Source organism: Comamonas avium, from assembly GCF_014836675.1.
GTDB lineage: Bacteria > Pseudomonadota > Gammaproteobacteria > Burkholderiales > Burkholderiaceae_C > Comamonas > Comamonas avium.
The window spans coordinates 1-13,155 of the sequence record NZ_JACSQK010000007.1 but is presented as its reverse complement, the minus strand read 5'-3'; the positions used below and the strand labels follow the sequence as shown (position 1 = coordinate 13,155).

General features: G+C 56.5%; 11 protein-coding genes and 1 tRNA gene. 8 read left to right on the top strand and 4 right to left on the bottom strand.

Annotated elements, in window-relative coordinates:
• Positions 1 to 31 precede the first annotated feature (31 nt).
• From mutM to mutY, 3 genes are all read left to right on the top strand, one after another.
• Positions 32 to 850 carry a bifunctional DNA-formamidopyrimidine glycosylase/DNA-(apurinic or apyrimidinic site) lyase gene (mutM, locus tag H9646_RS14425; RefSeq protein ID WP_191724087.1) on the top strand — a complete coding sequence of 273 codons (819 nt, stop codon included), beginning with the start codon at positions 32 to 34 and terminating at the stop codon, positions 848 to 850.
• Between the two features lie 88 nt (positions 851 to 938).
• Positions 939 to 2,900 (top strand): dynamin family protein, encoded by a 1,962-nt coding sequence (locus tag H9646_RS14420; RefSeq protein WP_191724086.1) that lies wholly within the window; start codon positions 939 to 941, stop codon positions 2,898 to 2,900.
• Between the two features lie 45 nt (positions 2,901 to 2,945).
• Entirely contained in the window at positions 2,946 to 4,019 is a 1,074-nt protein-coding gene (gene mutY, locus H9646_RS14415; protein WP_191724085.1) for an A/G-specific adenine glycosylase, read from the top strand.
• 88 nt (positions 4,020 to 4,107) lie between these two features.
• On the opposite strand, the gene rapZ is transcribed toward mutY, so the two are convergent.
• The 3 genes from rapZ to H9646_RS14400 are packed head-to-tail and all read right to left on the bottom strand — an operon-like array spanning position 4,108 to position 7,597.
• The gene (rapZ, locus tag H9646_RS14410) at positions 4,108 to 5,013 is read right to left on the bottom strand and encodes an RNase adapter RapZ (RefSeq protein WP_191724084.1); all 906 of its coding nucleotides are present in this window, start codon (positions 5,011 to 5,013) and stop codon (positions 4,108 to 4,110) included.
• A gap of 17 nt (positions 5,014 to 5,030) precedes the next feature.
• Positions 5,031 to 6,692 carry a DNA repair protein RecN gene (recN, locus tag H9646_RS14405; protein ID WP_191724083.1) on the bottom strand — a complete coding sequence of 554 codons (1,662 nt, stop codon included), beginning with the start codon at positions 6,690 to 6,692 and terminating at the stop codon, positions 5,031 to 5,033.
• Positions 6,693 to 6,694: 2 nt separating this feature from the next.
• Positions 6,695 to 7,597 carry an NAD kinase gene (locus tag H9646_RS14400; protein ID WP_191724082.1) on the bottom strand — a complete coding sequence of 301 codons (903 nt, stop codon included), beginning with the start codon at positions 7,595 to 7,597 and terminating at the stop codon, positions 6,695 to 6,697.
• 29 nt (positions 7,598 to 7,626) lie between these two features.
• Between H9646_RS14400 and hrcA the strand changes: the two genes are divergently transcribed.
• From hrcA to H9646_RS14375, 5 genes are all read left to right on the top strand, one after another.
• A complete protein-coding gene (gene hrcA / locus H9646_RS14395; protein WP_191724081.1) occupies positions 7,627 to 8,634 on the top strand; it encodes a heat-inducible transcriptional repressor HrcA in 1,008 nt (335 codons plus the stop codon).
• 52 nt (positions 8,635 to 8,686) lie between these two features.
• Positions 8,687 to 8,763: transfer RNA gene (locus tag H9646_RS14390), tRNA-Ile, on the top strand.
• A gap of 105 nt (positions 8,764 to 8,868) precedes the next feature.
• The gene (locus tag H9646_RS14385) at positions 8,869 to 9,945 is read left to right on the top strand and encodes a site-specific integrase (protein ID WP_191724080.1); all 1,077 of its coding nucleotides are present in this window, start codon (positions 8,869 to 8,871) and stop codon (positions 9,943 to 9,945) included.
• A 246-nt stretch (positions 9,946 to 10,191) separates the two neighbouring features.
• A complete protein-coding gene (locus H9646_RS14380; RefSeq protein WP_191724079.1) occupies positions 10,192 to 11,358 on the top strand; it encodes a DNA cytosine methyltransferase in 1,167 nt (388 codons plus the stop codon).
• A gap of 26 nt (positions 11,359 to 11,384) precedes the next feature.
• Positions 11,385 to 12,182 carry a PmeII family type II restriction endonuclease gene (locus H9646_RS14375; RefSeq protein ID WP_191724078.1) on the top strand — a complete coding sequence of 266 codons (798 nt, stop codon included), beginning with the start codon at positions 11,385 to 11,387 and terminating at the stop codon, positions 12,180 to 12,182.
• A 235-nt stretch (positions 12,183 to 12,417) separates the two neighbouring features.
• On the opposite strand, the gene H9646_RS14370 is transcribed toward H9646_RS14375, so the two are convergent.
• Entirely contained in the window at positions 12,418 to 12,951 is a 534-nt protein-coding gene (locus tag H9646_RS14370; RefSeq protein WP_191724077.1) for a hypothetical protein, read from the bottom strand.
• Between the last annotated feature and the right edge of the window lie 204 nt (positions 12,952 to 13,155).

The window sequence follows — 13,155 nt, the reverse complement described above, 5'->3', positions numbered from 1 at the left end:
AGCATTTCACTGTTGTGAGCGAAACCATCAGATGCCAGAACTTCCAGAGGTCGAAGTCACCCGTCGCAGCTTTGCCCTCCAGATTGAAGGGGCCCGCATTCTGGCCGTCACCATGGGCAAGCCTTTGCGCTGGGCCTTGGGGTGCGTGCCTGACAAGCTGGTCGGCTCTCAGGTGCAGCAAGTGCGCCGTCGCGGTAAGTACCTGCTGATTGATCTGGACCGCGGCATGCTCATGGTGCATTTGGGAATGTCTGGCAGCTTGCGTTTTGCCAGCGACTTGCCTGCACTGGGCGTGCATGACCATTTTGATATGCGTACCGACAGGGGGACTTTGCGCTTGCATGACCCCCGGCGCTTTGGCGCAGTGATTGCAACCAGCGGTGAAAACGACCCCGTCGCACGCAAGCTGCTAGATGGTTTGGGAATGGAGCCGCTGGACGCCAGCCATTTCAGGTGGGAAGCTTTTCATGCGGGGCTGCAGGCCAGCCGCTCACCTATCAAGCCCCTGCTGCTCAGTGGCAAGCTGGTAGTGGGGGTGGGCAACATCTATGCCTCTGAGGTTCTGTTTGCCAGCCGCATAGCGCCAACCGCTGCGGCTAACAGCATCAGTACGCTCAAAGCCAAGCGTCTTTACCAGTCGATTCGTGAGATTTTGGCGCTGGCTGTGGAGCGTGGCGGCACCACGTTGCGTGACTTTTCCAGCGCTGATGGCATGCCTGGTCACTTCCAGTTACAAGCTCAGGTGTATGGGCGTAACGGCTTGCCTTGCATGCGCTGTGGCAACGCAATTGCTTTGCTGCGTCAAGGCCAGCGCAGCACTTACTACTGCCCGCACTGCCAAAAGACATAGTCAATCCACCGCGTTATGGCACTTCCTGCAAAAAGCGGGGGGGGTATATTCAGTACGGTCGGTACAACAATGCAACGAGGGGGGAGACGTGGGTCCTTCATTTAGCGAGCAATTTGACCGGTTTGGCCACTGGCGCAGAGACTTTGCGGGGCAGATGGCAGGCTTCAGAGGGTGGCTGGCCGCACAGGATTTGCTGGATGCGGCTGTACAAGATCATTTGCAGCGCCTTGAAAACCTGCTGCGCGATGACAAGGTGTGCGTGGCTTTTGTGGCGGAGTTTTCTCGCGGCAAGTCAGAGCTGATTAATGCGGTCTTTTTTGCGCATTACGGTCGCCGCATCATGCCGGCTACCCCGGGGCGCACCACCATGTGCCCCACAGAGCTGGGCTACGACCCAGCACTGCCGCCCTGTTTGCGTCTTTTGCCCGTAGAGTCGCGCTCGCAGCCCCACAGTCTGGCGGAATGGCGCAACCGCCCTGCGGCCTGGGTGCAATTGCCACTGGATGTGAATGACCCAGATCAACTGGCACACAACGTGGCCTATGTGGCGCAAGTGCGCAAAGTGTCAGTGCAAGAAGCACAGTTGCTGGGTTTTTGGAGCGATGAGGCCGGGGCTGACAACCCGGTGTGCGATGCCCTGGGCATGGTGGAAATTCCCAGATGGCGCCACGCACTGCTCAATCTGTCGCACCCTTTGCTCAAGCAAGGTCTGGTGATTGTGGATACACCGGGTTTGAACGCGGTGGGAACCGAGCCTGAGCTGACGGTCAACCTGATTGCCCAGGCGCACGCGGTGGTGTTTTTGCTGGCGGCCGATGCCGGGGTGACCAAATCTGATCTGGCTATCTGGAAAGAGCACTTGCTGCCTTGCCACCGTGAAGGCAATGCGCACCTGGTGGTGCTCAATAAAATTGATACTTTATGGGGCAGCCTGGACTCTGGCACCGAGGTGCAGGCCCAGCTCAACCGGCAACGCGCGCACAGTGCGCAGGTTCTGGAGATTGACCCGGCGCGCATCGTTCCTTTGTCTGCGCAAAAAGGCCTGATGGCCAAAATTGAAAGCAATGCCAGCTTGCTCAAAAACAGTGGATTGCCGTTGTTTGAGGATTTGCTGGCGCAGGGCATCCTGGCGCATCGCCAGAGCATTTTGTGCAGCGTGGTGGGTGAAGGGGTCATGCAGTTGCAAGCGCAGGTGCTGCGATCGATTCATATTCGACGCCGCGACCTCGACGAGCAGATGCTGGAGCTGCGCAGTTTGCGCGGCAAAAATTCCACGGTGATCGAAAGCATGCGCCAGCGCATACGGCAGGAGCAGCGCACGTTTGAAGCCAGCAGTACCAAGATTTTGGCAGTGCGCTCCGTGCACCTGAAATTGATGAACCAGGCCTTCCAGTTTCTGGGTGCAACGTCTTTGCGCCGGGAGCTGGAGCAGCTTACGGGTGCGTTGGCGCAGGCGGGCCTGAAGATGGGGGTGCGCAAGGTGTATGCCTCTACGTTCGAGCAACTGCGCGGCTTGGGTGCGCATTGCAAGGCTACTGCAGCAGAGATTCAAGCCATGCTGGGGGGAACTTTCAGAGACCTGAACACCGAGTTCGGCTTTTCTCTGCAGCCGCCCAGTGATTTGCAACTGCATGACTTTGATCGTGAGTTGGCGCAGATTGAAGAAAGTTACCTGCAATATCTGGGATTTGGGCATTCGCTCAAGCTGGCAAATCCGTTGTTTGGCCAGCGCATGGTCAATGCCTTGGGCATGCGATTGCGGGCAGTCTTTGAGTCCGCAGCCAATGACCTGGATTTATGGAGCAAAAGCGCCACTTCGCAGCTGGATGCACAATTGAAGGAGCGCAAACGCAGCTTTGCACGGCGTATTGAGGCTGTGGATCGCATCAACGAAGCCGCCAGTGGTCTGATGGAGCGGATTGCTGAAATTGAATCCGCTGAGCAGCAGCTTTCGGCTTTGGAGCAGCGTCTGGCCCAGTGGATGCAGCAGTTGGTGCAGCCCTATGCAGTGCAACCGCAGGAGCTGGTGGCCGAAGGCCAGGCGACTTGAAAGCTGCGTTCTGCTTTTCTTCAGCCTCCGTTTTTTCTCCTTCCCTTGAGTTCCTTGCTTCCTTCAATCGCCACGAACGTGGTTCAGTGGCAGGCCAGCCATGGCCGCAATCATTTGCCTTGGCAGCAAACGCGCGATCCTTACCGCGTGTGGCTGTCTGAAATCATGTTGCAGCAAACCCAGGTCAGCACGGTCTTGGGTTATTACGACCGCTTCTTGCAGCAGTTCCCCGATGTGGCCAGCTTGGCGGCGGCCCCAGAAGACGAGGTGATGGCGCTGTGGAGCGGCCTGGGCTACTACAGCCGCGCGCGCAATTTGCACAAATGCGCCAAGGCCGTGGTGGCCGAGCATGGCGGCGTGTTCCCACGCAGCGCCGCTGTGCTGGCTACGCTGTCTGGCATTGGCCGCTCGACAGCGGCGGCGATTGCCTCGTTTTGCTTTGCAGAGCGCGTGGCTATCTTGGATGCCAACGTCAAGCGCGTGCTGACGCGCGTGCTGGCCTATGGCGAAGATTTGTCCAGCAGCCGCAATGAAAAGGCCCTGTGGCAGCTGGCCGAAGATTTGTTGCCCACGCACGATCTGCACAACGCCATGCCGCGCTATACGCAAGGCCTGATGGATTTGGGGGCCACGCTGTGTGTGCCGCGCAATCCGTCGTGCCTGGTGTGCCCGCTGCAAACCCAGTGCCGGGCGGCGCAGCACGGCAATCCGCAAAGCTATCCGGTCAAGACGCGCAAGACCAAGCGCAGCTCTCAGGCGTGGTGGCTGCTGGTGCTGCGTGATGCCGCAGGCCATGTGTGCTTGCAGCGCAGGCCGTCCAGCGGGGGCGATACAGGGATCTGGGCGGGGTTGTTCAGCCCGCCGGTCTATGCCAGTCTGGCTGATGCGGGTGCCAGCCTGCAGTCACTTGATCTGACCGTGGTGGCGCGACAGGACTGGCCCGCGCAACTGCATGTATTGACGCACCGCGACTTGTTTTTGCACCCGGTGGTGGTGGATGTGGCCGGGGTGCTGCCTGCATTGCCAACCGGTTTGGCGGACTGGGGCTGGCACGCTGGTGCAGCCTGGCCGCAGCTGGGTTTGCCAGCGCCAGTGCGAAAGTTGCTGGAGTCTTTGTAAAAAAGGAGCGCTTAACGCTTGTGTACAAAGGCTTTAAGATACTTTTGTATCTGAAAGCTATTCCTGGCAAGCGCTGATAGCTCTCTTTTTAATGGGATACGGCTGTGATGGCAGCCCAGGCCCGGCTGTCCATCTCACGGTGGCGGCGCAAGGTGGACCATTGGCTCTGGTAGCGCTCGGCCAGCTGTTCGACCAGGTACACCGAGCGGTGCTGCCCGCCCGTGCAGCCAATGGCCACGGTCACATAGCTGCGGTGGTTAGCGTTGAGCACTGGCAGCCAGTGGTCCAGAAATTGCGCAATATGCGTTTGCATGGCGGCTACGTCGGGCTGCTGGCGCAGAAAGCTTTGCACGGCTTCGTCCTTGCCAGTCAGCGGGCGCAGCTCTGTGTCGTAATACGGATTGGGCAGCATGCGCACGTCAAATACGTAGTCAGCATCGACTGGAATACCGTGCTTGAACCCAAAGGACTGAAACACCAGCGTCATCTGGTTGGCTGGTGCCTTGAGCAGCGCTTTGACATAGCTTTGCAGCTGTGAGCCGCGGATGTTGCTGGTGTCAATGACGTGGGCGTGCTCGCGCAGATCACCCAGCAGCTCGCGTTCTTGCTCGATGATTTGCATCAGCGCCTGGCGGCCATCGGGGGTTTCAGATTTTGAGAGCGGGTGACGGCGTCGTGTCTCCGAAAAGCGGCGCACCAAAGTGCCGGTGGAGGCATCCAGAAACAGCACATGCAAATGCAGGCCCGAGGCTTTCAGCCGCTCCAGCTTGTCCAGCTCACGCGGCAGGTTGGGCAGGCTGGTGGCGCTGCGTGCATCAATGGCAATCGCTACGCGCTTGCCATGGTGCACATGCTGCAGGCGCACAAAGTCTTCCAGCAGTTCGGGCGGCAGATTGTCAACGCAGTAATAGCCGGCATCTTCCAGAGCGTGCAAGGCCACGGACTTGCCAGAACCAGACATTCCGGTGATCAGCACAATTTCCAAATCTGTCATTTCTGCCCTCTGTGTTGTCAGCCTATCTCTTGCGTTGCCTGCACCAGCATTTCACGCGCATGGGCCATGGTAGTGGCTGAGATTTTTTCTCCGCCCAGCATGCGCGCAATCTCCCGCTCACGCTGGCTGGTATCGGTCGGGGTGACGGTGCTGCTGGTGCCTGCTTTGTCACGTTTTTTGGCCACCACATAGTGATGGTCGGCGCACGCAGCCACCTGCGGCAAATGGGTAACGGCGAGTACCTGGCGGTCTTTGCCCAAAGCGCGCATCAGCTTGCCGACGGTCTCGGCCACGGCACCGCCCACGCCAGAGTCGACTTCGTCAAAAATCAGGGTGCCAGCATGACCCAGCTCACTGGTGGTGACGGCAATGGCCAGCGACAGGCGCGAAAGCTCACCCCCCGAGGCCACTTTCCCAATCGGTTTGGGCGTGGCACCGGGGTGGCCAGCCACTAAAAATTGCACGCTGTCCAAGCCATGCGCGCCGGGCTCGGTCAGCTTGTCCAGCTGCACTTCAAACCTGCCGCCTTGCATGCCCAGGCCTTGCATGGCCTGGGTGATGGCACGCGAGAGCTTGGGCGCCGCCTTGGCACGCTGCTGCGACAGTGCGCGTGCCGATGTCTGAAACGCCTCTTGCGCTTGCTGCTCGGCTTTGCGCAAGCGGTCAATGTCAACCACCGCATCCAGCTGGCGCAGCTCTTCGCGCCACGATTGCAGCAGTGCAGGCAGCTCTTGTGGGGTGCGCTTGTAGCGGCGTGCCAGCTGCATCCACAGCGACAGGCGCTGGTCTAGTTCGGCCAGTTTCTCGGGGTCTAGCTCGGTGCGGCGCAGGTAAATTTGCAGTGAATGCTGGGCATCGTTGATCTGCGCCAGGCTGGATGCCAGCACATCGGCAATCGCCTGAAACTCGGGCTCCAGGTGCTCGTTGTCCTGCAGCATGTCCTGCGCACGCCCCAGCGGGCTGCTGATGCCGGCTTCATCGTCTTCCAGCAAAAAGAGCGCGTTTTGTGCCGTTTCCAGAAGTGCCTGCGCGTGCGACAGGCGGGTGTGCTGGGTGTTCAGCTCATCCCATTCGTCCATGCCGGGGTTGAGCTTGTCCAGCTCACCAATCTGCCATTGCAAACGCTCGCGTTCACGTTGCAGGGTGTCTTGCGCGGCCATCGCATGCTCCAGGTCTTTGGAGGCAGCGCGCCATGCTGCCCAGTGCTGTTGCACAGTGTGGGTGGAGACGCCCGCGTAAGCGTCCAGCAGCTCACGCACGGCATCGGCGCGGGTCAGGCTTTGCCAGGCGTGCTGGCCATGAATGTCCAGCAAAGCGTCGCCCAGCGCGCGCAATTGGGTGGCGGTGGCCGGTGCACCGTTGATCCAGGCGCGGCTGCGGCCCTGTGTGTCGATCACGCGGCGCAGCAAGAGCGTGTCTTCCAGCGCAAAACCGCCTTCTTCTAGCCAGGCATGCAAATGGGCGGGGCCATCAAACTCGGCACTGATATCGGCCTGAGCGGCACCTTCACGCACAACACCTGCATCGGCGCGGCTGCCCAGCACCAGTTGCAGGGCATCAATCAAAATAGATTTGCCTGCCCCGGTCTCGCCCGTCAGCACGGTAAAGCCTGAGTGCAAATCCAAATCCAGCTGCTGCACGATGACAAAGTCACGCAAGGCGATGCGTTTAAGTGCCATGGTCAGTAGCCCCCTTCGTTCCAGCCGAGTTTTTTGCGCAGCGTTGCGAAGTAGTTCCAGCCTACGGGGTGCAAAAACCGCACGCTGTATTCAGAGCGGCGGACAAAAATACGGTCGCCATGCAGCAAAGAGGCCAGCGACTGCATGTCAAAGTTGGCGCTGATATCGCGCCCGCTGACCACTTCCATCATCACTTCGGTCTGGTCCGACAGCACGATGGGCCTGTTAGAGAGCGTGTGCGGCGCAATGGGCGCCATCAGCCAGGCGGGAATCGAGGGGTGCATCAGTGGCCCGCCCACCGACAGCGTGTAGGCCGTAGAGCCTGTGGGCGTGGCCACAATCAACCCGTCAGCACGCTGGTTGGACAGAAACTGTCCATCAACCTCCACACGCAGCTCCACCATGCCCGAAGTGCCGCCACGGTTGACGACAACATCGTTCATGGCCAGCGCCTCAAATACCGTTTCGCCCTGACGCACCACGCGGGCGTGCATCAAGGGGCGGGCTTCTTGTTCGTATTGGCCCTGCAGAATGGGCAGCAAGGCCTGTGGGTAATCATCCAGCGGAATATCGGTGACAAAGCCCAGACGGCCTTGGTTGATACCAATCAAGGGTGTTCCATACTTGGCCAATTGGCGGCCAATGCCCAGCATGGTGCCGTCGCCGCCCACCACAATGCCCAGATCGCAGTGCTGGCCCAGGCCATCTACCGGCATGGACCGAAAACTATGCTGCAAGCCAGTGTGGGTGGCCGTTTCTTCTTCTAAAACCACCTCGCAGCCCTGCTGTTGCAGAAAACCTGCAATATCAAAAAGGATTTGGCGAGACTGCTCGGTGGCAGCACCAGAGGCAGAAGAAGACTGGTATTTGCCAACCAGCGCTACGTGGCGAAACTTGGACGTCATAACGGAAATTACATCATTAAAATCATCACATGCTCGATGAACGTTCCAAGTTGTTGTTGAAAGCGCTGGTCGAGCGCTATATCTCGGACGGCCAACCTGTAGGTTCGCGCACTTTGTCGCGCGCCTCTGGGCTGGAATTGTCGCCTGCGACAATCCGCAATGTCATGTCGGACCTGGAGGAAATGGGGCTTATCGTCAGCCCCCACACCTCTGCAGGGCGCATTCCCACGGCCCGTGGCTACCGCTTGTTTGTAGACACCATGCTCACGGTGCAAAGCGGCGGGCTGGTGGCCCCCGAGCTGGTTGCAGAACAACCACAGAAGGTGATTGCCAACGCGGCGCAGCTGCTGTCCAACATGTCGCAGTTTGTGGGCGTGGTCATGGCACCGCGCCGCAGTTCGGTGTTCAAACACATCGAATTCGTCAAACTCTCAGAGCGGCGCGTGCTGGTGATCATCGTCTCGCCCCAGGGCGATGTGCAAAACCGGGTGATATTTACAGACGCAGAGTTTTCTGCGTCGCAGCTTATTGAAGCCTCTAACTTCATCAACGCCAACTACGCGGGGCTGGATATTGAGCAAGTGCGCGAGCGCATCAAACAAGAGGTAGACCAGCTGCGCGGCGAAGTAGCCAACCTGATGCAGGCGGCGGTCAACGTCAGCGCAGAAGTGATGTCGCAAGCACCCCAAGAGCAAGTCATCATCTCTGGCGAGCGCAATTTGCTGGCCGTGAGTGATTTCTCCAGCGACATGGGCAACCTGCGCCGGGCCTTTGAGCTGTTTGAACAAAAAACCCAGATACTGCGCCTGCTGGACTTCTCCAGCAAAGCCGAAGGCGTGCGCATCTACATTGGCGGCGAAAGCCAGGTCGTACCTTTTGAGGAGCTGTCGGTGGTGAGCGCCCCGTACGAAGTCGACGGCCAGATTGTGGGCACCCTGGGCGTGATTGGCCCCACACGCATGCACTACGACAAGATGATTCAAATCGTGGACATAACGTCCAAGTTGGTCAGCAATGCGCTGAGCCACCACCGCTAGCCGTTACAATGCGAAGGTTTCCCTGGTCCTTACGGGCCTGGGAAGTCAGGTTGGGGCGTTAGCTCAGTTGGTTAGAGCAGAGGACTCATAATCCTTTGGTCGTCGGTTCAAGTCCGCCACGCCCTACCATTTCTTTTAATGGAAACAACAGCTTAGGCTTGCGCTGTTGTTGCGAAGGCTATTCACCATAGCCCCTAAGGTAACAGTTTCGGTACATTGAACCGAAGGTACCTCATGGCAAGCATCATCAAAACCCCCTCCGGCACTTGGAAGGCCATCATCCGCAAGCGCGGCTTTCCCACCACTATCAAGACTTTCCGAGTCAAGCGCGATGCCGATGACTGGGCTCGTACGACTGAGGATGAAATGGTGCGCGGCTTGTACATCCGTAGGCAGTCCGCCGATCGCATGACGTTGGCCCAGGCACTGGATCGCTATGCGGCTGAAGTCACTCCCACCAAAAAGCATTACACCCAGCTCGGTGAGCGATCGCATCTTTCTGCCTTGACGAAGTTCTTTGGGGCGTACTCCATGAGTGCAGTGACGCCCGAGCTGGTGGCTAAATTCCGTGATCAGCGTTTGGCTGATGGCAAGGCTGCCAACACAGTGCGGCTTGACTTAGCACTGTTAGGCCATCTGTACGCTGTGGCTATGCGTGAATGGGGTGTAGGGCTCGTCTACAACCCGGTGCGCTTGATTAGGAAGCCTACTCCTGGCGCTGCCCGCGACCGACGTTTGGATGCTGGTGAAGAAGCTCGATTGTTTGCTGCAGTGGCAGCACATAGCAACCCCATGTTGAAGTGGATTGTGGAGCTGGCTATTGAGACCGGAATGCGCCGATCCGAAATAACTTCATTAAAGCTAGAGCACGTGGACATGGAGCGCCGTATCGTCAGGCTGCTTGACACTAAAAATGGTGAGCCACGAACCGTTCCTCTCAGTCGGCGGGCTACCGAAGTGATGCGAGAGGCTATTTCTAACCCTGCTCGTCCTGGCGATACCCGTCTTATATTTTTCGGAGAGCCTGGCAGGGATGGTCAGAGAAGACCATGGCAGTACGATCGCGTTTGGCGCCAAATTTTGGCAAAGCAAGGGTTTCGTGACCTTCACTTTCACGATCTTCGCCATGAGGCTGTAAGTCGCCTAGTTGAGCAAGGTTTCAGCGATCAAGAGGTATCTGCCATCAGCGGGCACAAGTCCATGCAGATGCTGAAGCGCTATACACACTTGAGAGCAGAAGATTTGGTTGTGAAGCTAGACCGGAGAAGCTGGCAAACTGAGGACGCAGTGAGAGGGCAGCCATCGATCTAAGCAGTAGCTCTCTGATGTTTGACATGACGAGGGCATAAGCTACACGCACTGGCAGATGGCGACGGCGCCAGTCTGGTTGCAGATCTCGCGCTGTAGTAAGTAGCTTCTGTGAGTGGCTCTGTGTGGGCAAGTTCTTGCTCTATGCATGCCTAGGTGTGATCGAGATAAAATTTTTGAAGCTTGAGCTGCCTGCTTCAAGCAACAAATGCAGCACGTTTTGATGATTAGATGCTGTTTGAGTACTAAATGCGTAATATTAAAAATATCGACGGAACGCCACTTTTTCCAGTTGTTTCTCTCTTTTCTGGAGCTATGGGGCTAGACATAGGTCTCATGCAGGCGGGCCTCAACGTGGCTGTCTCTCAAGATTATGACAAATGGTGTGTAGAGACTATTAAGAAAAACGGCCACGTAGGTGTTCTGGGCGATATTAGAGAGCTTATTAACCAAGACCCATCTTGTGACTTTCTGCTCAAGGCAGGAAAACTAAAAAAAGACTCCGTCTTTGCTGTTGTAGGCGGCCCACCATGCCAATCTTTCTCAACAGCAGGCAAGCGCCTGGGTGTTGAGGATGAGCGCGGCCAGCTCTACAACCAGTTCATCCATGTGGTTGATCAGTTGCGCCCTAGGTTCTTTGTTATGGAAAACGTCAAAGGTTTGGCATCCACGCTGGTTGACCCTGGAGACAAGCAATCTCTGCCCTTGCTAGAACATATCCTGCAAAAGTTCAAAGCTTTGGGTTACCACACCGTGCATGGCGTGTTGGATGCGGTGCACTACGGCACCCCGCAATTCCGGGAGCGCTTGGTCATCATCGGCAGCCGCGATAAAGAAGCCATTTTCTTGCCATCACCCACACACTTCCACATTCACCAGAATGAGGGCATGCGCTGGCGAACCCTTTTTGATGCGATAGGCGACATTGAAGACCCAGGCCCATGCGCTAAATTTACGCCCGCCATCATGGAATACCTGCACCTGGTACCTGAAGGCGGCAACTGGAAATCTCTGCCTCCAGGCATCGCTAAAAAGGCCATGGGCGGCGCTTATGAATCAGGTGGCGGTAAAGTTGGCTTCTACCGTCGCCTTCCTTACTCAGAGCCATCTCCCACGCTGGTTACCAGTCCCAACCAAAAAGCCACCCTGCTGGGCCACCCGCGTGAGCTGCGTCCGCTCTCCGTCAAGGAATACGCACGCATTCAGCAGTTTCCAGACAGTTGGGTCTTCGAGGGTAAGATCACTGACTGTTACAGGCAGATTGGCAATGCCGTTCCCATCCCACTGGGGCGGGCCATTGGGCAAATGCTGGTGGCGGTAGCGCTCGGTAAATCTGAGATTCGCGTCAAACGCATGCGTGGCACTTCAGTGCATGACAGCATGCGGCAAATGTCTCAGGCGCTGGCTGGCAAATAAAAACACAGTATTGAAAAGGGCGGGGGATGATTGAAGAAGTTAAGCTGCAAGAAAAAGTTGCAGAGCTGCTAGACATTTTCTTTTCTAAGCGAAAAGAATCTCTTCAAAACCTCAAGCTAATTCAAACGCTTAGCAGAAAAAACCCCTATCTCTACCGGGCATCTGGGGTGGCTGACGCCAGCGAAATCGTGGAAGAAATTCTGCGTGCCCACGTCTCCAGCTCGGATGAAACCCTCTTCGGTAACGTTTTCTTTGAGCCCCTGGCTGAATGGTCTGCGAAGCATGCCAATCCAGATGCAACGGTCATGACCTCTGACGGGGAGGGTGTTGACGTCACCATGCAAATACCCGGGGAAGGCGTGGTACGCCCCATAGCCGTCAAATCTGGTGTCAACGTCTTCAATGCAGCAAGCAAGAAAAAACAGGGTGAAAACTTTGCCTCGCTCAACAAGCGTTTATCAAAGCTTGCCTTGCGCTTTGACCCAGTAGTTGGCTATTGTTACGGCCGTAAAAAGCAAACCGAAAGAAGCAAAGCAACGTTCAGAGAAGTAGCAGGCCAAGAGTTTTGGGCAATGCTCACTGGCGATAACCAGTACTACATCAAAATTGCTACATGCATGCTGGATACACCAGTCGATCGTCGCCCTGAATTCCAGCAAGCCTTTGACGAAGCTAAAAACCGCTTTGTGCTGGAGTTTTTAAAAGAGTTCTCTAACGACAACGGCTCCATCAACTGGGACAAGCTTATCGCTTTCAACAGCGCAGCGGAGAAGCCGAAACTGACCAGCGTGGCAAAGAAAAAGGCCGTACCAACTCTTCGATGAGGCTTAGTTGCACAAGCCTAAATGAAGCCAAGATAACAAGAGTCCCAGACGCAGCTACCTCATGACAAGCAGCGTGGAATTCTCGCTCTTTCTACCTGTGTGAACCGCAGTGTTACCAGCACTAGGGCCGATATTCGCCCCATGCTTGGCAATAGAGTCCTTCATGAATTCCCCCTTTGCTTGGGGGAAGGGTGTCCGCAACCTAGAAAACCAGAAACTCAAAGGCTGGCGTTTTTTAGCTTTTCTCGAACAGAGTCTGGAAGTCGCCGAGGTTCAGCAGGAAAGAGGATTTCGCGTTTCCCTGAGTATCGTTGCGGCGGTGCATATATTCATGTTCTGGCGCCCCGCCTTGAATCAATCTTGCAACGTCGGCGAACGGTAGCCGATAGATGCCTGCCAAATAGTCAACACTGCCAAACTTTGACTCTGTCTGAGTCCACTCCACCCAGAAGTAAATATCTATTTCCGGGTAGAGCGACCTGTATCTCTCATAGTCCTTGCGGTTGAAGGTAACGGTACGACGAGGATCTAGGTCATAGCGATTGGAAACAAAAAATGGGGTGTTCTGAACCTTCAGGTCAGCCAATATCCCATCTACAACTAAATCCGGCGCATATGGATCTCTTTCCTTGGCTGGGTTAATCGCCGCAGATAAGCCCAGGTTCGTTTGGCAAATATCCACGAACGCAAGTTCAAGCCGTTCCCCGTGTTGACACCACCACCCCTTGTCCTCAGTGTTGTGCGAAACGCCTTCATTTCTTCCAAGCATGATCCCTCAGCTCAATGTGATTACATGAGCAAGACTGTACCTGCAAATAATGGTTCCCTGCCCCAAGGGGATGCGGACAAAAACCTGGATGTTGATTTCCATCTCGAAGTGACCCACTAGCCCCCGGTGGGGATGCGGATAAAAACTTGGACTGGTTTTTATGCGGCTAGACCAAGTTCTTGTCGGTATTCCACAGGACTTAAA